A 21,141-nucleotide genomic window follows, 5' to 3' on the forward strand; every position below is an offset into this window, starting at 1 on the left:
CCCCCCCCCCCCCCCCCCCCCCCCCCCCCCCCCCCCCCCCCCCCCCCCCCCCCCCGGCGCGCTGGTGCCCTTTCCCGTCAGGAGCGAACCCATGCCCATAGTCGTCGCCGTTCTCGTCGTCCTCACCACCCTCACGCTGCTGAACCTGCTACTGACCTTCGGCGTCATCCGGAAGCTGCGCGAACACACGCAGGAGCTGGCGCGGGCCCGCCCACCGGTGACCCTCTCGGTCGGCGCGCAGGTGCCGGACTTCACCGCCGCCACCGCCGGCGGGGACGTGGTCTCCATCGCCTCGCTGCGCGCGTCGGGCGGCCTGGTGGCGTTCCTCGCGCCCGACTGTTCGGGGTGCCAGGAGCAGTTGCCCTCGACGCGATCGGCGCTCGCCGAAGCGCTCGACACCCCGATGGCCGTGCTCGTCGTGATCACCCGGCTGCACCCGGCGCCGGACCGTGACGACCGCGAGCGCGCCGAACTGGTCGCCGCGTTGGGCGTGGAGGACAGCCGGGCGGTCATCGTCCACGAGCCGCTCGACGGGGCGCTCCAGTCGGCCTTCCAGGTCGCCGCGTTCCCCGCGTTCTACCTGGTCGACACCGACGGTCGGGTGGCCGCCGCCAGCAACAACGCCACCCAGCTACCCGACCTGTCCCCGGGGCGCGACGTCGTGTCCGCCGGGCGATGACCGCAGGGCGGCCCGCAGCCGTCGGACGACCACGCCCCGCACCAGCTCCGGCGGGAGCGCGCCGAACGCCCGCGAGTCGAGGCTGTGCCGCGGCGCGTCGCCGAGGACGTAGACCTGTCCTGCCGGCAGCGCCGCCACCCGCTTGACCATCAACTGGGAGGCGGCGTCGACGTCGCCCGCTCTGATCCTGACGCCGGGCGGCGGCAGGCAGACGACGACCGCACCGACGCGCAGCCGCCGCCGGAACCCCCGCCGGAGCACGAGGAGCTGGTCGCCCTCCCGGTACGTCGGGGTCATGCTGTCACCGTTGACCCCGACCACCTGGAGCAGGGCGCGGGCAACCAACACGGCGATCCCGAGCGTCACGAACGCGCCGACGGTGATCAGCAGAGCGGGTTGAGACACCGCACCACGGTAGCGGAGCGGCGGGGCAGGGGCCGGCCGGCACGGGCCGTGGGACAGACGCGCGCGCCGGCACGGCAGACGTCCCGCCGGCGAAGCGCGAAACGTCGAACCACGCTCACCTCGCGCGGGGGTGAGCAGCAACCAGAGGCGGGAGAGCATGTCGTACGTGTTGGCGTTCAGCCGATGCCTGCTCGCGCTGGTCTTCCTGGCGTCGGCCGCCAGCAAGCTGCGCGGGCGGCCCGCGTTCCGGGCGTTCGCCGACTCGCTGCGGGCCATGAACCTGCTGCCGGCGCGGGTGGTCGTCCCGGTGGCGGGCGCGGTGGTGGTGGCCGAGGCGGCGGTGCCCGTGCTGCTGCTGGCGCCGCTGCCCGGCGCCGCGGTGACCACGGTCGGGTTCGCGCTGACGACGGCCCTGTTGGCCGCGTTCACGGTGGCGATCGTGGCGGTCCTCCGCCGTGGTACGCCGGTGTCCTGCCGGTGCTTCGGCGAAGCCGCGGCGGCCCCGTTCGGCCGGCACCATCTCGCGCGCAACGTCGCGCTGCTCGTGGTCGCCGGGACCGGCGCGTACGCCTCGCTCGGGGATGCCGGGCTGACGGTCGCGGCCGCGGTGCTGTCCGTGCCGTTGGCCGTGGTGGGCGCGCTCGTCGTCGTCCGCCTCGACGACGTCGTCGCCCTGTTCTCGCCCGGCACCCCGCCCGGAGCCGCTGCCGGCCGGGGTGCCGCCCCGCGGGGCGGCCGGCCGGGCGCCTGACCACACCGACGCGATGACGGACACCGACCCGGGCGTCCGTTCGAACGGGTCACCGGGCCGGTCGAACCGCCGCGGCCCGTGGCGAGCGACCTTCCCGGCTCCGGCCAGCCGGCGGAGGCGGTGACAGCGGTCGTTCCCGCTGGCGGCGGGGCGGCGGCCCTCAGTGGATGCCCGCCACCAGTGCGCGCAGCGCGGCCAACGACTGCCCGATGTCGACCCGGTCGGGCGCCACCAGCCACTGCAGGTGGATGCCGATCCCCGCCCCGACGATCGCGACCGCCAGCGCCTCGGTGGACGGGCCGGCGGACGGCGCGAACCGATCCAGCCAGCGCTTGCAGTGGCCGCGCAGGGTGTCGTGGATCGCGACGTAGCGGTCGTGGATGGGTGAGTCCGGCTCCAGCGCCTCCACCAGCAGCGTGACGAACAGTTTCGTGGTGGGCTGCGCGAACAGCGCCTCGAGCCCTTTCGTCACGCGATCCAGCCCCAGGTCGGCGCCCTGCTCGGGCGGGTCGTCGAGGCTCGCGTTGAGCAGGTCCACCGACCGTTCGAGCACCGCCAGCAGTAGACCCTCCTTGCTGCCGAAGTGCCACGGAATGGATCCCCGGCTGATCCCGGATCGCTCGGCCACGTCGGCGAACGTCGTCTGCCGGTAGCCCTTGGCCGCGAACAGCTCCGCCGCCGCGGTGAGGATCAGCTCGCGGCTCTCTGCGCTGGTCTGCCCCCGTCGTGTTGTCACGCCACCCCCTTCTATGCTGGCCATAATAATCTATGCTGGCCAACACAGCAGATCAACTTGCGGAGACGGCACCGCAAGGAGAGCCCGGGGAGGGCACACCTGTGAGACTTCCGACCACCGCGCACACCAGTCTTCCGTGGCGCATTCACGAACTCAGCTCCGACTTCAGGGTCGAGGACGTGTGGGCGTTCCGTACCCCCGGTGCCGGGCCCGACGACTTTCCGGCGATGCTGGCGGCGATGCGCACGGCCGGCGGGCTCACGAGGCAGCCCCTGCCGGTGCGGTTCCTGTTCGCCGTTCGGTGGAAGCTCGGCGCGTTGCTCGGCTGGGACGATCCGGAGGCGGGCGTCGACGCGCGGGTCGCCTCGCTCCGCAGCCGCCTGCCCCTCGACCTCCGCGAGGCGCGGGGTGAGGACGACGACGACATGCCCCTGAAGGCGATCTACGAACTCGGCACGGAGTCCGCTCGCGAGCTGGTGAACAAGACCGTGCACACCGTGATGCACCTGGGCTGGGTGCGGGGATCCAACGGTGACCACGAGCTGCGGATGGCCGTCCTCGTCAAGCCCAACGGATGGTTCGGGCGGCTCTACATGGCCGCCATCGCGCCCTTCCGATACGTCATCGTCTATCCGGCCCTGACCCGGCAGTGGGAGCGAGCCTGGCGCGACCGCGACGAACTCGCGGCGCAGCACGGTGGACGGGGCCGCCGATGAACGCCGGTAGGCGACTGCTGCGCTGGGCGAGCGGCATCATGCTCGTGCTGGGGACAGGTCACCTGTTGTTGTCGACCGCCTTCGCCCGGGAGGACATCGCCGGCTGGGTGGACCGGGGGGTGTGGGCAGCCGTCCCGCTCGCGCTGACGGACGGGGGCGCCGATCAGACGGTGGAGTCCGTCCGGAACGGGGCCACCTTCTGGGCCGGTCCGGGAAGCTTCGCCGTACCGCTGATTCTCCTGGGCTGCCTGACATGGCACCTCGCCGGGCGCGGGGTGGCCGTCCCCGCCGGGATCGGCTGGGGCCTCGCGGCCTGGTGTCTCGTCGGCGGCGTCCTGCTCGTGCCGTCCCCGTACTTCGCGGGCGTCGCCGCCGGCGCGCTCATCGTCCTGGCGACGCGGAAGGAAGAGCGGTCGCGGGCAGGCCGCGACCGGGAGAACAGCCCGGCGTGATCCGCGCCCGGGCGGCGGAGGGAGGGCCCGGAGTGGGTCACCCGACAGGAACGGCGGGCGGTACGCGCCGCACCGGCGGCAAGCGCCATGATGAGTCTGTGAAGATCCTGTCCATCCAGTCCTCGGTCGCCTACGGCTACGTCGGCAACTCGGCGGCGGCATTCCCTCTCCAGCGGCTCGGGCACGAGGTCTGGCCGGTCGTGACGGTCCACTTCTCCAACCACACGGGGTACGGCGCGTGGCGCGGGCCGCTGCTGGCGCCGGCCGACGTGGCCGAGGTCATCGCGGGCATCGCGGACCGTGGGGTCCTCGGCAGCGCGGACGCGGTGTTGTCGGGCTACCAGGGTGACCCGGCGATGGGCGCGGTCATCCTCGACGCGGTGGACAGGGTCAAGGCGGCCAACCCGAACGCGGTGTACTGCTGCGACCCGGTGATGGGCGACGCCGGCCGCGGGATGTTCGTCCGGCCGGGCATCCCCGAGTACATGCGGGACGTCGTCGTCCCACGCGCGGACATCATCACCCCGAACCACTTCGAGCTGGACTTCCTCGCGGGCCGCCCGACGAACTCGCTGACGGAGGTGCTGGAGGCGGTCGACGTGGTGCGCGAGACCGGGCCGCGGCACGTCCTGGTCACCAGCGTGCTCCACGGCGAGGTGCCGACGGGGTCGCTGGAGGTGGTGGCCGTCTCGGACGAGGGCGCCTGGGCGGTGACCACGCCGCTGCTGCCGATCAACCCGAACGGCGGCGGCGACATCACCGCGGCGCTGTACCTCGCGCATCTGTGGACGACGGGCTCGCCCGCGACGGCACTGGAACGCACCATCGCGTCCGTCTTCGCCGTGCTCGAGGCGACCCTCGCGGCGGGCACCCGGGAGATCCAGCTGATCGCGGCCCAGGACGCGATCGCCGAGCCGCCGGCCAGGTTCGCCGCCCGGCGGCTGCGCTGACGCGACCTCCTCCGGCGTAGCCCTCTCGCCGGTCGCCGCGTCCGGGTGGTCGCGCAGCGGGCCGACCGGCCGCCGCCGCCGGCAGCGCCCACGACGGTCGTGCCGATTTTCCACCGTTTTCGGGACGACGGCGGGTGGTCGGCCTCGGTCAGGTCGTGCTGGACGACCACCGCCGGAGTCCCGTCGGAACCGGCGCCGAGGACCGACGCGGGTGCGCCCACCGAGCGGTCGGGAGGTAGCGGGGGAGCGGGTCGCCACCGTAGGTTATGGGACCCGGACAGTGGGGGTGTGGATGCGGACCATCGACTGGCGCGACGGTCGGATCGTCGCGATCGACCAGACTCGCCTGCCGCACGAGGTCGAGTTCCTCGAGATCGGGACCGTGGAGGAGTTGATCGCGGCGATCCGGTCGCTGGCGATCCGGGGCGCGCCCGCGATCGGCGTCGCCGGGGCGCTCGGGGTGGCCCTCGCCGCCCGGCTGCATCCGGACGACCCGGCGGAGCTGCGCCGGGCCGTCGACGCGATCCGGGCCGCCCGTCCCACCGCCGTGAACCTCGCCTGGGGCGTCGACCGGGTACGCGCACGGCTCGACGCCGAGGGCGCGGAGGCGGCCCTAGCCGAGGCGCTGGCGGTGCTGGCGGAGGACGTCCGCTGCTGCCGTGCGCTCAGCGAGCGGGGCGCGCGCTGGCTGGTCGAGACGGTGGGGCCGCGGGTGGCGGTGCAGACCCACTGCAACGCCGGGGCCCTGGCCACCGTCGAGTGGGGCACGGCGCTGGGCGTGGTCCGTTCCCTGCAGGAGCAGGGGGCGCTGACCCACGTGTACGCCTCCGAGACCCGCCCACTGCTGCAGGGCGCGCGGCTGACCGCGTGGGAGCTGGGCCAGATCGGCGCGCCGCACACCCTCGTGGTCGACTCGGCCGCCGCGTCGGTGTTGGCGCAGGGCCTGGTCGACGCGGTCGTGGTCGGCGCGGACCGGATCACCGCCAACGGTGACGTGATCAACAAGGTGGGCACCTACCCGCTGGCCCTGGCGGCGGCCCGCGCCGGGGTGCCGATGGTGGTCGCCGCCCCGGAGTCGACCGTCGACCTGGCCACCCCGACCGGCCGGGACGTCCACATCGAGGTACGCGCCCCCGAGGAGATCACCCGCCTCGGTGCGGCAACCGTGGCCCCGACGGGCACCGGGACGCTGAACTACGCCTTCGACGTGACCCCGGCGGATCTGGTCACCGCCATCGTCACCGAGCGTCGGGTTATCCTGCCGGCCGCGGGCGGCCGCCCCGACGACCCCACCGGCCGGGCCTGACCACCCGACCCTCCCGCAAGGAGCCACCCCCGATGCTCAACCGCTGGTCCGCCGCCGACGCCCCGGACCGCTCCGACCCGATCGCGCGACTCGTGTACGCGTCCCGGCTGCTCGGCGCCGACACCGGCCTGGTGCTGCACGGCGGAGGGAACACCTCGGTCAAGACGACCGCCACCGACCTCACCGGGGAGCCGGTGGCGGTGCTCCACGTCAAGGGCAGCGGCTCCGACCTGGCGACCATGGACGCGTCCGGCTTCACCGCGTTGCGGCTGGACCGGCTGCGCACGCTGCTGCGGCTGGAGCGGCTCGGCGACAGCGACATGATGAACGAGCTGCGGTGCGCCCGCCTCGACGCGACCGCCCCGGACCCGAGCGTCGAGACCCTGCTGCACGCGTTGCTGCCGTACCCGGCCGTGCTGCACAGCCACGCCGACGCGCTGCTCGCCCTGACCAACCAGCCGGAGGGCGCCCGGTTGGTCGAGGAGGTCTACGGCGACAGCGTCGTCGTGGTCCCGTACGTCATGCCCGGTTTCGACCTGGCCCGGCTCTGCGCGGAGCTGTATCCGGCGCGCGCCCACGCCGGGACGGTCGGCATGGTCCTGCTCAACCACGGACTGTTCACCTTCGGCGCGGACGCCGAGGAGGCGTACCGGCGGCACATCGAGCTCGTCACCCGGGCGGAGGACCGGATGGCCCTGCCCCTGCCCCGGCCCCGGGTCGCGCCCACCGCACCCCGGCCGGTGGACCGGCTGCGGCTGGCCGGGCTGCGCCGCGAGGTCTCCACCGCGGCGGGCGCCCCGATGCTGCTCAGCCGGTACGAGGATCCGGCCGTGCGGGCGTTCCTCGACCGGCCCGACCTGGCGGCGGTCGCCACCCGTGGCCCGGTCACCCCGGACCACGTGCTGCGCACCAAGCGGATCCCGCTGGTCGGCACCGACGTGGCCGGCTACGCCGACGCCTACCGCCGGTACGTCGACCACAACCGCTCCCGGGCCCGGAGCGCGACGCTGACCGTGCTCGACCCCGCGCCCCGGGTGATCCTCGATCCGGAGCTGGGCATGCTCACCGCCGGGCGCTCGGCGGCCGAGGCCACGATGGCCCGGGACATCTACCGGCACACCGTCGACGTGATCGAGGCGGCCGAGGCGGTCGGCGGCTACCGGGCGCTGTCGGAGCAGGAGATCTTCGACCTCGAATACTGGGAGCTGGAGCAGGCGAAGCTGCGGCGGGGCGGCCCGGCGCCGGAGTTCGCCGGCGAGGTGGCGGTGGTGACCGGGGCGGCCTCGGGCATCGGCCGGGCCTGCGCCGAGGCGCTCCTGGCGCGGGGGGCCTGCGTGGTGGCCCTGGACCGGGACCCGGCGGTCGCCGGGTCGGACGGGCCGGCCCGGCTCGGGCTGACCGTGGACGTCACCGACTCCGCGGCCGTCGACGCCGCCCTGGACGCGGCGGTGGACCGGTTCGGCGGGGTGGACATCGTCGTCGCGGCCGCCGGGATCTTCCCGGCGAGCCGGGAGATCGCCGGGCTGGATGAGGCCGACTGGCGGCGCACGATGGCGGTGAACGCGGAGTCGGTGGCGTACCTGTTCTCCCGGACCCACCCGCTGCTGGCGCTCGCGCCCCGGGGCGGCCGGGTGGTCGTGGTCGCCTCGCGCAACGCCCTGGCCCCCGGGCCCGGTGCGGTCGCCTACTCGGCGTCGAAGGCGGCGGTGACCCAGGTGGCCCGGGTGGCGGCGCTGGAGTGGGCGGCCGACGGCATCCGGGTGAACGTGCTGCATCCCGACGCGGTCTTCGACACCGGGCTGTGGAGCGCGGAGCTGCTGGCGGCCCGGGCCCGGCGCTACGGGCTGACCGTGGCGGAGTACAAGCGGCGGAACCTGCTCCGGACGGAGATCACCAGCGCCCGGGTCGGCGACCTGGCCGCCACGCTCTGCGGGGAGACCTTCGCGGCCACCACGGGCGCGCAGATCACCGTGGACGGGGGGAACGAGCGGGTGATCTGAGCGCCCCGGTCCGGCTCGGCGTGTTCCCGCCCGGGCCGGACCGCTATGCTGCCCCCATGACCAGCGCGACCGCTCAGTGCACCGGAACGTCGTACGACGTCCAGGTCGGTGCGGAGCGACGCCGGCGATCCGTCGCCCGCCCGCGCTGACCTCTTCCCTGCGACCGGCGGATCGAGCCGCCGGTCGATGACGGTCGCCCTCGATCCGCCCGCATCTCCCTTTCCAGCGGCCCGCGCGACGACGCGGGTCCGAGCGAGATCGGCGTACCCATGGATCTTGAAAAGCTGCTCTGCGACCGGCTGGCGCCGGCGTTCGCGACCGTGGCCGGCGGCCCGGTCGACCCGGTGGTGCGGCGTTCGCCGCGCGCGGACTTCCAGTCCGACGCGGCGCTGGCGCTCGCCCGGCGGCTCGGTCGCCCGCCGCGCGACATCGCCGCCGAGGTGCTGGAGCGCGCGGCGCTGGACGACGTCTGCGCGTCGGCGGAGGTCTCCGGGCCCGGCTTCCTCAACCTGGTCGTGGCCGACCGGGCGTTGGCCGCGCTGGTCTCCGAGCTGGCCGGCGACGACCGGCTCGGCGTGCCGCTGACGGCGGCGCCGCAGACCGTGGTGGTCGACTACTCGGCGCCGAACGTGGCCAAGGAGATGCACGTCGGGCACCTGCGCTCCACCGTCATCGGCGACGCCGCGGTACGGCTGCTCGACTGGCTCGGGCACCGGGTGGTTCGGGCCAACCACCTGGGCGACTGGGGCACCCCGTTCGGGATGCTGATCGAGCACCTGGCCGACCTCGGCGAGGCGGAGGCGGCGCACGAGCTGTCGATGGGCGACCTGGACGCCTTCTACAAGGCGGCCCGGGCGAAGTTCGACGCCGACGAGGCGTTCCGGGAGCGGTCGCGGCTGCGGGTGGTCGCGTTGCAGGGCGGCGACGAGCGGACGCGGCGGTTGTGGCGGCTGCTGGTGGAGCAGTCCGAGCGGCACTTCCTGACCGCGTACGACCTGCTCGACGTGACGCTGACCGAGGACGACTTCCGGGGCGAGAGCGCGTACAACGACCTGCTCGGCGGCGTCGTCGAGGACCTGGACCGGCTCGGGCTGCTGGTGCGCAGCGGCGGAGCCGACTGCGTGTTCCCGCCCGGTTTCACCGGCCGGGACGGCGAGCCGCTGCCGCTGATCGTGCGCAAGAGCGACGGTGGCTACGGCTACCCCGCCACCGACCTGGCCGCGCTGCGGCAGCGCACCGGCGAGCTGGGCGCGACCCGGCTGCTGTACGTCGTCGGGCAGCCGCAGCGGCAGCACTTCGCGATGGTCTTCGCCGTCGCCGGGGCGGCCGGTTGGCTGCGCCCGCCGGCCCGGGCCGAACATCTCGGCTTCGGCTCCATCCTCGGCGCCGACGGGCGGATGCTGCGCAGCCGGACCGGCGAGTCGGTGAAGCTGGTCGGACTGCTCGAGGAGGCGGTCAGCCGCGCCACCGACCTGGCCCGGACCAAGAACCCCGCACTGGACGACGAGGCGACCGCCGAGATCGGCCGGGCCGTCGGCATCGGCGCGATCAAGTACGCCGACCTGTCCACCGACCGGACGAAGGACTACGTCCTCGACTGGGAGCGGATGCTGTCCCTGGACGGCGACACCGCCCCCTACCTCCAGTACGCGTACTCGCGCATCCGGTCGGTGTTCCGGCGGGCCGGGACGGACGCGCGGCCGGATGCGCCGGTCGTGCTCGCCGAGCGCGCGGAGCGGGTGCTGGCGATGGAGTTGCTCGGCTTCGCCGGGGTGGTGGGCAGGGTGGAGCGGAGCCTGGAGTTCCACCACCTCGCCGGCCACCTGCACCGGCTCGCGACCGCGTTCAGCGCGTTCTACGAACGCTGTCCCGTGCTGCGCGCCCCCGACGAGCTGCGGGAGAGCCGGCTGCTGCTGGCCGACCTGACCGCCCGGACCCTGCGGCAGGGGCTGCACCTGCTCGGCATCCGGACCGTGGAGCGGATGTGACGCGCCAGCTGTTGACGCGATAGCTGCGGAGATTGGCCCGTTCACGGCGGCCATGAGCGGCGATCGATGCGCACACTTCAGGTCGCAGGTGATGGACGGCTCGGCGACGCCCGTCGGTCGACCGTCGCACTGCTGTCCTACGTCTCCGGGGGGATCGATGCGCCGACGAAGCTTGCTCGCGGCTGCCTGCGCGGCGGTGGCGGTGCTCGCGTCGCTGACGGCACCGTTCGGACGGTCCGCGGCCACCGCCGCGGGATCGGGCTGCGTGGCGGAGGTGCCACAGGCGGCGGCCGCCGCGAGCATGGCCGCCGAGTGCGAGCGCCGCGTCGAGGTGACGTCCCGGCGGACCGAGACCACCCAGGTGTACGTCAACCCGGACGGGACGGCCACCGTCGAGCAGTACGCCTTCCCCCAGCGCGCCCGGCGGGCGGGTGGTGGCTGGACGGCGTTGGACGCGACGCTGTCGGTCGCCGCCGACGGCACCGTCCGGCCGGCGGCGTCCGCCGTCGACGTGACGTTCTCCGGCGGTGGCTCGACGGAGTTCGTCCGGGTCCGCCGCGACGGCGGCGAGGTGGCGCTGTCCTGGCCGGGCTCGCTGCCGAAGCCGCGGCTGGACGGCGCCCGGGCCACGTACGCCGAGGCGTTGCCCGGGGTGGACCTGGTGGCCACCGCGCGCGGCACCGGTTTCTCGTTCGTGCTGGTGGTGAAGGACCGGGCGGCGGCGGCGAACCCGGCGCTCCGCCGCCTCGCGCTGGGCAGCAGGCTCACCGGGCTGCGGTGGCAGGGCACCCGGGTCGTGGACGCGGCCGGCCGGGCGGTGTTGACCGCGACCGCGCCCCGGATGTGGGACGCGGGCGGCGCCGCCGTAGGGGCGAGCGCCGGCGACCCGGCCGCGGGTGGCGCACCGGCCGGGGCGAGCGCCGCTGACCGGGCCGCGTCCGGCGCGGCCGTCGACGGGCCGCGGGAGGGCGCGCGCGACGCCGCGGTGGGGCTGACCGTGTCGTCCGCCGGCAAGGTCGTGCTCGCTCCGGACGCCGGCCTGCTGCGCGATCCCGAGGCGACCTTCCCGCTGGTCGTGGACCCCACCATCGGCTACGCCGCGTGGACGATGATCAACCTGAACTCGCCGGACCAGTCGTACTGGAGCTACGACAAGTGGAACTGCAGCGGCCCGTACAGCACCGAGTGCGCGAAGGTCGGCTACTACAACCCGGTCACCTACCGGTCGATGTTCCAGTTCCCCACCGCGGCCTGGCAGGGCAAGCAGATCCTGGAGGGTGACCTCGCTCCCGACTTCACGATCGACCTGCTGCACTCGGCGAGCTGCACCGACAGCTGGACGGAGCTGCGGGTCGTGCGGGCCACGCTGAACGCGGACACCGACTGGTACAACACCGCCGGGGCGTTCGAGGGTCACAACGGCGCGGCGGCGAGGAACAGCTCCTGCGGCTCGGTGCGCAAGGGCAGCGAGTTCCCGCTCACCGCGGCCACCCTGCGGCACGCCGAGCACCACGGCTGGGTGACGTTCGGGCTGATCGCGGCGGACGAGGGGTCCAGCGCCGGGTGGAAGAAGTTCGACGCCACCACGGCCAGGCTGATCGTGAACCTCAACTCGTACCCGGACACGCCGGCCAACCTGACCGTCGACGGTCGCCCCTGCGCCACCGGTCCCGCCCGTCCGTACGTGCCGACGGCGAGCCCGACGGTGCGGGCGTACGTCTCGGACGCGGACGGCAACACGCTGCGGACCGTCGTCAAGCGCAAGCGCATCCGGCCCGACGCGTCGCAGGGGCCGGAGTCGGAGACCGCCCAGGACGGCGTGCCGTCCGGGACGACCGCGCAGGTGACCCTGCCGGCCGGGGTGCTCGACCAGGGCGACGAGTTCGTGGCCACGGCGGACTGGACCCGCGACGGCGTGCCGGACGTGCTGGGCCGCGACGGCGACGGCTACCTGTACGTCTGGCCCGGCCTCTCCGGCGGCACCGGATTGCAGTCACGCCGGCAGATCGGCTCCGGCTGGCACGGGTGGGCCTGGCAGATCGCCGGGGTCGCCGACTGGGACGGGGACGGGTTCCTCGACGTGGTCGTCCGGTACAACCCCAGCGGCGAACTGTTCATGTACGCCGGGGCGGACACCGCCAGCGGCTTCTCCGACGCCCGGTTCCCGCTCGGCGGCGGATGGCAGGACTTCACCTACGCCGGGCTCGCCGACTGGGACCGGGACGGGCACCTGGACGTGATCGCCAGCGACAGCGGCGGCGTGATGTGGGTGTACCCGGGAGAGAGCAGGCGGGGACAGGCCACGCAGGAACGTGCCTCGATCGGCACGGGCTGGTTCGGCTACACCTACTTCGGCACGCCGGACTGGGACCGGGACGGCAGGTCCGACGTCGTGGCCCGCGACCCGTCGTCGGGGCAGCTGTGGCTGTACCCGGGCAGCGGCGGCCGGTCGCACTCGGACGCGGGCCGCGCGCAGATCGGCAGCGGCTGGTGGAACTACCGGGCGTTGACCACCCCGGACGTCGACGGCAACGGCACCACCGACATCGTCGCCGCCCCGCCGGACACCACGACCTGGACGATGTACCCGGGCCTCGGGCAACGCGGCGGTGAGGGCGGTGCGCGCTGGACGGTCGCGGCGCGCGGCCTCTCCCACGGCGGGACCTACCTCTACCGGGCGTACGCCTCCGACGGCCGGGTCAGCGGCGCCGACTCCGGCGTGTGCGAGTTCACCGTGGACACGGTCAAGCCGGCCCCCGCGACGGTGACGGCCGACGTGTACAAGCCCGGCGCCGGCGCCTGCGACGGCGGGCCGTGCGGCTCGGTCGGGCAGACCGGCCGGTTCACCTTCGCCAGCTCGCCCGACGTGACCTCGTACCGCTGGGGCTTCAACGACTCACCGACCACCGTGGCCACCCCGGCTGCCCTGGGCGGTCCGGTGACGGTGCACTGGACGCCGACCTGGGGCGGCGCGCGGACGCTGTACGTCGACGCGGTCGACCGGGCCGGCAACGAGTCCCGGCGGACCTACCAGTTCGTGGTCGCCGCGCCCGCGGGCCCCGTGGCGGCCTGGAAGCTCGCCGACGACGCCGGCGCCACGGTGCTGGCCGACGGCACCGGCAACGGGCGCGGCCTGACCGTGGCCGGCGGCGCCGTCCTCGGCGCACCCGGCCGGCTGGCGCCCGGCAACGACGGGGCGTCGCGGTCGGCGTTGCTGCTCGACGGCGTCGACGACCACGCCGCCCGAGCCGACTTCCTCGACACCAGCCGCAGTTTCTCGGTGTCGGCGTGGGTCAAGCTCGGCGCGAAGGGCACCGGCGACCAGACGGTGGTGGCCCAGGCCGGCGGGGCCGGGCAGTACTCCGCGTTCCACCTGCGCTACCTCGCGACCGAGGACCGGTGGGCCTTCCTGACGCCGTCGGGCCCGGCCGACCCGGCCGCCTGGTGGAGCGTCAGGTCCACGTCGGCGCCGCGGGTCGGCGTCTGGACCCATCTCACCGGCACCTACCTCGCCGACGCCAAGGAGCTGCGCCTCTACGTCGACGGGGTGGAGGAGGGCCTGACCACCGGCGCGACGACCTGGGACGGCAACGGGCAGTTCCTCGTCGGCCGGTCCGGCACCGGCGCGCCGTACCACGGTGCGGTCGCCGACGTGCGGGTGTGGAACCGGCTCATCACCACCTCCGAGGTGGTCGAACTCGTCGATCCCCTGACCACCGGCCGGGTCGGCGAGTGGCACTTCGAGCAGGTCGGGGAGGGCCCGGCGTACGACTCGTCGGAGTTCGCGCACGACCTGAACTTCCACGGGGGAATGCAGATCCCGGCGAGCGGGGCCGGGCACACCGGCACCGGCCTGCGGCTCGACGGGATCGACGACCACGCCACGACCGACCGGCAGGTGCTGCGCACCGACCAGTCGTTCACCGTGTCGGCGTGGGTCCGACCGTCGGACAGCGCCGTCTCGCAGACCTTCGTCTCGCAACGCAGCGCCGGTGCGTACCCCGGCTTCTACCTGCACTACGGGGCGGCGAACGGCGGCGAGTGGCTGTTCGCGATGCAGGCCTCCGCCACCGACGCGGCCCACGGCACGTACGCGACCACCCCGGCGACCAACCCGACCGGCTGGCACCACCTGGTCGGCGTGTTCGACGCCCAGCGGCGGCAACTGCGGCTGTACGTGGACGGCGCGGCGCGGGCGACCGCGGCGATGAACCCGGCGTGGCAGCCGTGGGACGCCACCGGCCCGCTGGTGATCGGCACCTCGGGGTCGGGGACCTTCGTCCGCGGCGACGTCGACGAGGTGCGGGCGTTCCAGGGCGCGGTCCCGGATCCCACCCGGTTGTTCCACGGCACCGACACGCTGACGACCGGTCAGCGGCTGACCGCCGGCCAGTACCTCTGGTCCCGGCTGGACAACCACCGACTGATCATGCAGGGCGACGGCAACCTGGTGCAGTACGACAAGGGCGTCGCCGTCTGGGCGTCGAACACACAGGGCAACCCCGGCGCCTTCGTGCAGATGCAGACCGACGGCAACCTGGTGATCTACCGCGCCGACGGAGCCGCGCTCTGGTCGACGCGGACGCACGGGACCGACGCCCGCCTGCTCGCCGTGCAGAACGACGGCAACCTCGTCCTCTACGCCCTCGACGGCCGGGTCATCTGGGCCAAGTGACGGCTCGCACACGACGAAGGGGAGTCCATTGACTGGCAGCACGCGCTGGCGAGCGGGGTCGGCGTACTTGCTGATCATGGCGCTGGCCACGACGGTACTGACCGGCGCGCCCGGCACGGCCGCGGCGGCCGAACGCCCGGGCGGCGCCCAGGCGCGCGGGTCGGCGCAGCGGGAACCCACGGTCGCCGGCCGGCGGGCCGTCCCCACGCCGGTCGCGCCGCTGACCACCGCCACCGACTGGCGGGCGACCGCGCCGGTCTGGCCGGCGCGGGCCACGGCGGAGGTGGCGGTGCCCGCGGCCCGGTCGGCGGGCACGGCGGCGTCCGGCCCGGCCGCGCCGGTGCGGGCCGGTGACCTGCCCGTGTGGATCGAGGGCAGGCCCGACGGGAGCGAGTCGCTGCGCCGGGTACGGGTCCGCCAGGTGGGCCGCGACCGGGTCGTGCTGCGGGTGGACCGGACCGACGGGATGCCGGCCGGGGCGCCGGCCCGGGTGACGGTCGACGCCGGCCGGTTCCGGACGGCCTACGGCGGGGACTGGGCGAGCCGCCTGCGGCTGTGGTCGCTCACCGAGGGCTGTCTGACCGGGCGGCCCGCCGGCTGCCGGGCCACGCCACTGCCGTCGCGGGTCGACGCCGCGAAGGCCACGGTGAGCGCGACGGTGGAGGTGCCCGGCGCCGCGACCGGGACGGCCCCGGGCGGCGCGCTGGTCGCGCTGGCGGCGGACGCCTCGGGCGCGGCCGGGGACTTCGCGGCCACGTCGCTGTCCCCGTCGGCCACCTGGAACGCGGGCGGCAACTCCGGCGGCTTCTCGTGGAGCTATCCCCTGCGGACGCCACCGGCGCTGAACGGGCCGGCACCGGAGATCACGCTGAACTACTCCTCGGCCAGCGTGGACGGCAGGATGGCCGCCGGCAACAACCAGCCGTCCTGGTTGGGCGAGGGATTCGACTGGCACCCCGGCTTCGTCGAGCGGCGATACGTGCCGTGCGCCGACGACACGGCAGGCGGTGCCACCAACACCGCCCGGACGGGCGACCTGTGCTGGCGGACCGACAACGCGGTGCTCACCATGCCGGGCCACGCCGGCGAGCTGATCCGGGACGGGTCGGGCACCGACCGGTGGCGGCTGCGGGTCGACGACGGCACCCGGATCGAGCGCAGGACCGGCGCGGCGAACGGCGACGACAACGGGGAGTGGTGGCTGGTCACCACCACCGACGGCACCACCTACTGGTACGGGGGACGGGCCGGCTCCCAGGCGACGCTGACCGTGCCGGTGTTCGGCAACCACTCCGGTGAGCCGTGCGCGCAGGGGGCGTTCGCCGCGTCGAGCTGCCAGCAGGGCTACCGCTGGCAGCTCGACCACGTCGTGGACCGGCACGGCAACACCATGCGGATCGGGTACGCCAAGGAGACCAACCGGTACGCCCGCAACGCCGTGCTGACCGACGCGGTGCCGTACGACCGCGCCGGACATCCCGAGGTCATCGAGTACGGCACCCGCACCGACTCGGCCGACCCGGCGCCGATGAGGGTGACCTTCACGACGGCGGACCGGTGCCTCGCCGACTGCGGCAACCCGGCGAACTGGCCGGACCTGCCCAAGGACCGGGAGTGCGCGGCGAGCCCGTGCGGTTTCGCCCAGGTGACGCCCACCTTCTGGACCAAGAAGCGGCTCAGCGCGGTGACCACCTGGATCCGCGACGGCGCCGGCTACGACGAGGTCGAGTCGTGGACGTTCACGCACGCGTTCCCGGACCCCACCGACAGCGTGGGCCCGGTGTTGTGGCTGGCGAGGATCTCGCACACCGGCAAGGCGGGGGACGGCACGGTCACCCTGCCCGACGTGGAGTTCGCCGGTACGGCGCTGGCGAACCGGGTGGACACCAACAACGACCAGTACCCGGCGATGCGCCGGTTCCGGATCAAGACCGTGCGGTCGGAGACCGGCGGGGTCACCGACGTCACGTACTCCGGCGCGGACTGCGTCGCCGGCACCCGCGTGCCGGACCGGAACAACCTGCACCTCAACGCGTTGCGCTGCTACCCGGTGAAGTGGCGGCCGGAGGGGCACAGCGCGCCGATCGACGACTTCTTCCACAAGTACGTGGTGACCGAGGTGAGTCAGGCGGAGCTGACCGGCGGTTCACCCCGGACCCGCGTCCGGTACACCTACCAGGACGCCCCGGCCTGGCATTACACCGACGAGGACGGCCTGGTCAAGGCGGAGTACAAGACCTGGTCGGTGTGGCGCGGCTACGGGGAGGTGGTCACCACCACCGGTGACCCGGGGGAGCAGACCGTCACCCGGACCCGGTTCTTCCGGGGCATGCACGGGGACAAGCTGCCGACCGGCACGCGCCAGGTGATCCTGCCGGCCGTCGGCGTCGGCGACGTCCCGGCGGTGGCCGACGAGGACGAGTTCGCCGGGATGGCCCGGGAAACCGTCACGTACGACGGGGACGCGGAGGTGTCGGCCAGCGTCACCGTGCCGTGGCGGTCGGCGCCGACGGCCTCGCGCACCCTGGACGGGGTGACCGTGCACGCCCGGATGGTGGGTCCCGGTGCCGAGCACACCCGCACCACCCTGGACGGCGGTCGCGGCTACCGGACCACCAGGGCCACCACCAGCTACGACGAGTACGGCATGCCGGAGCGGGTCGACGACCAGGGCGACGAGGGCCGCGACGACGACCAACGGTGCGTGCTCACCACGTACCGCCGCAACACCGAGGCGTGGATCGTCGACCGGGTGGCCCGGCAGCGCACCTTCGCCGTGGACTGCGCCGGCCAGCAGGCCGGTGGGCTGACCGACGCCCAGGTGGTCGGCGACGTCCGCACCTCGTACGACGGGTCGGCCTGGGACGCCGTCCCCACCCGGGGTCTCGTGTCCAGGGTGGAGACGCTGAAGACGTACCACGACGACGACAGCCGGAAGGCGTACGTCACCGAGCAGCAGTTCACGCACGACGCGTACGGCCGGGTGACGGCCAGCACCGACGTGCGGGGGGCGACCACGACCACGACGTACATCCCGACCAGTGGGGGACCGGTGACGGGTGTGGCGGCGACCAACGCCCTCGGGTGGACCACCGCCACCACCCTGGCCCCCGCCTGGGGCCAGCCGGTGCGCCTGGTGGACGCCAACGACCGGGTGACCGAGTTGGCGTACGACCCGCTGGGCCGGCTGACGTCGGTGTGGCTGCCCGGCCGGGACCGGGCGGGCTGGCCTCGGGACGCCAGCATCGAGTACGACTACCAGGTCCGCAACGACAACCTGGGCAGCACGGTGACGACCCGCCGGCTCAAGCCCGGCGGTGGCTACCTGACCAGCCACACCATCCACGACAACCTGTCCCGGGTACGCCAGACACAGGCGCCCGACGGCGCCGGCGGCACCGGCGCGGTCGTCACCGACACGTTCTACGACACGGCCGGCCGGGTCGCCCGGGTCCTCGACCCGTACGTGCCCGCCGACCGGACGCTCAGCGGCGTGCTGTTCACCGCGCCGGGGGTGGTGCCGTCGGCCCGCACGACCCGGTACGACGGCGCCGGCCGCACGGCGGTCGAGACGCACCTGCGCGACGTGCCGGCGCAGAGCCCCGGCGGTACGGTCGTCGCGCAGACCCGGTACGGCTACGGCGGTGACCGCGTCGACACCACACCGCCGGCGGGTGGCGTGGTCACCTCGACCGTGCGCGACGCCGCCGGACGGGTGGTCGAGCTGCGCCAGTACCGGGCGGGGCAGCCGGCCGGCGGGGGCACCGGCTTCGACCGGACGACCTACCACCACGACGCCAAGGGGCAACTCGCCCGGGTCACCGACGCGGTCGGGGCGACCTGGTCCTACGAGTACGACCTGCGCGGCCGGACGGTGAAGGCCGTCGACCCCGACCTCGGCACGGTGACGAGCAGCCATGCCGACTCCGGTGACCTGGTCACGCAGACCGACGCCGAGGGGCAGACCATCGCCCACACGTACGACCTGCTGGGCCGCCGGACGTCGACGCGGGACGACTCGGTGACCGGCCCGAAGCGGGCGGAGTGGGTCTGGGACGAGGTGGCCGGCACCACGGTGCGGGGCCAGCTCGGTCGCAGCACCCGGTACGTGGGTACCGAGGCGTACACCCGCGAGATCCGCGGCTACACCGTCGGCTACCAGCCGACCGCCGTGCGGTACACGATCCCCGCCGGGGTGACCGGCCAGACCAGCTACGACTACGTCCACGGCTACCACCCGGAGGACGGGTCGCCGAGGACGGTCCGCCTCCCGGCGGCGGGCGGACTGCTGATGGAGACGCTCACCCACGAGTACGACGCCCTCGGGCGGCCGTCGGCGCTGAAGACGTCGTTGGGCGGCACCTACGTCACCGGCACCGACTACACCAGCTTCTCGGAACTCGGCGCGCTGCACCTGCGGCACAACGAGGGTGACCTGGTGGACATCACCCGCACCTACGCCACCGACACCCGGCGGCTGGCGCAGATCTGGACCACCCGGCAGCGGCCGACGGCCGGCGTCGCCACCGACGTGTCCGACCTGCGGTACGGCTACGACCCGGCGGGCAACGTCGCCTCGATCACGGACGACACCAGCGACGACCGGCAGTGCTTCGCGGTCGACCACGCCCAGCGGCTGACCGACGCGTGGACGCCGGCCGACGGCAACTGCGCCGCCGGGCCCACCTCGGCGGCACTGGGCGGGCCGGCCGCGTACCGGCACTCCTACGGCTACGACCCGGCCGGCAGCCGGACCACGATGACCGCGTACGGCACCCCGGCCGGGGACCGGACCACCACGTACACGATCGCGCCCGGCGGCCACCGGGTCACCGGGACCAGCACGGCGGACTCGGCCGGCACCCGGACCGCGGCCTTCGGGTACGACGGCTCCGGCAACGTCAACACCCGCCCGGCGCCGGCCGGCGGCGACCAGAGCCTCGACTGGGACCGGGAGCGCCGGCTGGCCAGCACCGACGACGCGGCGGGCGCCACGTCGTACGTCTACGACGCCGACGGCAACCGGCTGATCCGGCGTGACCCGGCGGGCCGGACGCTGTACCTGCCCGGCCAGGAGATCCGGGTCACCGCGGGCGGCACGACGGCGACCCGGTACTACACGCACGCGGGGCTGCCGGTGGCCACGCGCACCCCGAACGGGGTGACCTGGCTCGCCGGTGACCACCACGGCACCAGCCAGGCCGCCATCACCGCGGTCGGGCAGACCGTGGCGATCCGCCGTCAGACACCCTTCGGCGAGCAGCGGGGCGGCACCGGCGCCTGGCCGGCGAGCCTGGACAAGGGCTTCGTGGGGGGCACCAAGGACCCCACCGGCCTGACCCACCTCGGCGCCCGCGAGTACGACCCGGCGCTGGGCCGCTTCCTCTCCGTCGACCCGATCATCAACATCACCGATCCGCAGCAGATCAACGGATACAACTACGGCAACAACAACCCGGTGACGTTGAGCGATCCGGACGGGCTGATCCCCCGTTCCTGCCCGGACGGCGAATGCCGCAGCGGCATGGGGGCGCCGAAGCGGGCCAACAACCCGGCCACCTCCTACAACCCTCCGGTCCGCAAGGGCACCAGCAGCCGCGGCTACCAGACGGTGAACCGCAACCGGGCCAACTGTCCGGACGGTGTGAGCAGTTGCGCCGCCGCCCGCGGCTCGACCAGCCGGGCCACCAACCTGTGCCAGGTGACGGACTGCGCCGACCGGCGGAGCGGTCAGAAGATCGTCTACAACTGGCTCGGCGACAACGCCACCCCGGAGTTCCTCGACCACGTGAGGCGGTCCGCCGCCGAGGCCGGCATCGATCCCCAGCTGCTGCTCGCGGTCCTGATCGCCGAGAGCGGGGACTGCCACTGCGCGGAGAAGGACGACGACAGCATCCGGGTGGCCAGCGTGGGCCTGGGGAACCTCCAGATGGACGCGTTCGTGCGAGCGGTGGCCCATTCCGGCGGGGCGATCGACTTCGGGCTGCGGGACACCCACAACCTGAAGGACCCGGGCAACATCCAGCGATCGGTCAAGGCCGCCGCCTACTACCTGAAGTTCCTCGGCGACCGGGTGGACAACACCCGCCCGGCGCCGGCGAACCCGACGATCTCCCGGAACGAGATCATCCGGATCGGCTACAACATGGGCATCGGCAGCCAGACGGGGGCGGGCGCCGGCGAGCGGGACTGGATGACGGCCGTCGCCGGGCTCGACCGGTTCCCCGCCGGTGATCCCGGCCGGATCATCCTGGACTTCCGGGAACGGTGGTACGTCGCCGGCAACCTGCTCAGCGCCAGCGGTTGACGGCTGTCGTCGCGCGCCGGCCGCCACAGCCCCGACGGGTCGGCGGCCGGCGTCGCATTGACGACACCCGGAGCCCGCCTCCGGTACTTGTTCGGCCCGCGCAGGCCCTGGATCATGAACCGTATCGATTCCTGCCGCGCGGAGCGGGCGCAGGAGACAGCGATGCCCGTCGCTGG

12 protein-coding genes are annotated in these 21,141 nt (G+C 74.1%); 10 read left to right on the forward strand and 2 right to left on the reverse strand.

Annotation, left to right across the window (positions count from 1 at the left end):
* Nucleotides 1-91 precede the first annotated feature (91 nt).
* Complete coding sequence (locus tag ACSNOB_RS15840; protein WP_436687324.1) at nt 92-679, forward strand: peroxiredoxin family protein; 588 nt, start codon at nt 92-94, stop codon at nt 677-679.
* On the opposite strand, the gene ACSNOB_RS15845 is transcribed toward ACSNOB_RS15840, so the two are convergent.
* On the reverse strand, nt 632-1,084 hold the full coding sequence (locus ACSNOB_RS15845; RefSeq protein ID WP_436687325.1) for a S26 family signal peptidase: 453 nt from the start codon (nt 1,082-1,084) through the stop codon (nt 632-634). The two genes, ACSNOB_RS15840 and ACSNOB_RS15845, sit on opposite strands and share 48 nt — an antisense overlap.
* A 157-nt stretch (nt 1,085-1,241) precedes the next feature.
* Between ACSNOB_RS15845 and ACSNOB_RS15850 the strand changes: the two genes are divergently transcribed.
* Complete coding sequence (locus tag ACSNOB_RS15850; RefSeq protein WP_436687326.1) at nt 1,242-1,835, forward strand: MauE/DoxX family redox-associated membrane protein; 594 nt, start codon at nt 1,242-1,244, stop codon at nt 1,833-1,835.
* A gap of 160 nt (nt 1,836-1,995) precedes the next feature.
* On the opposite strand, the gene ACSNOB_RS15855 is transcribed toward ACSNOB_RS15850, so the two are convergent.
* The gene (locus ACSNOB_RS15855) at nt 1,996-2,571 is read right to left on the reverse strand and encodes a TetR/AcrR family transcriptional regulator (protein WP_436687327.1); all 576 of its coding nucleotides are present in this window, start codon (nt 2,569-2,571) and stop codon (nt 1,996-1,998) included.
* 101 nt (nt 2,572-2,672) lie between these two features.
* Between ACSNOB_RS15855 and ACSNOB_RS15860 the strand changes: the two genes are divergently transcribed.
* From ACSNOB_RS15860 to ACSNOB_RS15895, 8 genes are all read left to right on the forward strand, one after another.
* Nucleotides 2,673-3,287, forward strand: a complete 615-nt coding sequence (locus tag ACSNOB_RS15860) for a DUF2867 domain-containing protein (protein WP_436687328.1) — start codon at nt 2,673-2,675, stop codon at nt 3,285-3,287.
* Nucleotides 3,284-3,739, forward strand: coding sequence for a DUF6463 family protein (locus ACSNOB_RS15865; RefSeq protein ID WP_436687329.1), 456 nt, complete (start codon nt 3,284-3,286; stop codon nt 3,737-3,739). The genes ACSNOB_RS15860 and ACSNOB_RS15865 overlap by 4 nt, the downstream gene beginning before the upstream one ends.
* 98 nt (nt 3,740-3,837) lie before the next feature.
* Nucleotides 3,838-4,689 carry a pyridoxal kinase PdxY gene (gene pdxY / locus ACSNOB_RS15870; RefSeq protein WP_436687330.1) on the forward strand — a complete coding sequence of 284 codons (852 nt, stop codon included), beginning with the start codon at nt 3,838-3,840 and terminating at the stop codon, nt 4,687-4,689.
* 292 nt (nt 4,690-4,981) lie between these two features.
* Nucleotides 4,982-5,995 (forward strand): S-methyl-5-thioribose-1-phosphate isomerase, encoded by a 1,014-nt coding sequence (gene mtnA / locus ACSNOB_RS15875; RefSeq protein ID WP_436687331.1) that lies wholly within the window; start codon nt 4,982-4,984, stop codon nt 5,993-5,995.
* A gap of 32 nt (nt 5,996-6,027) precedes the next feature.
* On the forward strand, nt 6,028-7,995 hold the full coding sequence (locus ACSNOB_RS15880; RefSeq protein ID WP_436687332.1) for a bifunctional aldolase/short-chain dehydrogenase: 1,968 nt from the start codon (nt 6,028-6,030) through the stop codon (nt 7,993-7,995).
* 269 nt (nt 7,996-8,264) lie between these two features.
* The gene (gene argS / locus ACSNOB_RS15885; protein WP_436687333.1) at nt 8,265-9,983 is read left to right on the forward strand and encodes an arginine--tRNA ligase; all 1,719 of its coding nucleotides are present in this window, start codon (nt 8,265-8,267) and stop codon (nt 9,981-9,983) included.
* A 265-nt stretch (nt 9,984-10,248) separates the two neighbouring features.
* Nucleotides 10,249-14,658 carry a LamG-like jellyroll fold domain-containing protein gene (locus ACSNOB_RS15890; protein WP_436687334.1) on the forward strand — a complete coding sequence of 1,470 codons (4,410 nt, stop codon included), beginning with the start codon at nt 10,249-10,251 and terminating at the stop codon, nt 14,656-14,658.
* 28 nt (nt 14,659-14,686) lie between these two features.
* Entirely contained in the window at nt 14,687-20,965 is a 6,279-nt protein-coding gene (locus tag ACSNOB_RS15895; RefSeq protein ID WP_436687335.1) for an RHS repeat-associated core domain-containing protein, read from the forward strand.
* Nucleotides 20,966-21,141 lie beyond the last annotated feature (176 nt).

Origin of the sequence: Micromonospora sp. URMC 106, assembly GCF_051386395.1 — a bacterium.
In the GTDB taxonomy this organism is placed as follows: Bacteria; Actinomycetota; Actinomycetes; order Mycobacteriales; family Micromonosporaceae; genus Micromonospora.

Coding starts and splice junctions, on each gene's coding strand:
- ACSNOB_RS15880 (WP_436687332.1), top strand. CDS start 6,028: ATGCTCAACCGCTGGTCCGCCGCCGACGCCCCGGACCGCTCCGACCCG.
- ACSNOB_RS15840 (WP_436687324.1), top strand. CDS start 92: ATGCCCATAGTCGTCGCCGTTCTCGTCGTCCTCACCACCCTCACGCTG.
- ACSNOB_RS15850 (WP_436687326.1), top strand. CDS start 1,242: ATGTCGTACGTGTTGGCGTTCAGCCGATGCCTGCTCGCGCTGGTCTTC.
- ACSNOB_RS15865 (WP_436687329.1), top strand. CDS start 3,284: ATGAACGCCGGTAGGCGACTGCTGCGCTGGGCGAGCGGCATCATGCTC.
- argS (WP_436687333.1), top strand. CDS start 8,265: ATGGATCTTGAAAAGCTGCTCTGCGACCGGCTGGCGCCGGCGTTCGCG.
- mtnA (WP_436687331.1), top strand. CDS start 4,982: ATGCGGACCATCGACTGGCGCGACGGTCGGATCGTCGCGATCGACCAG.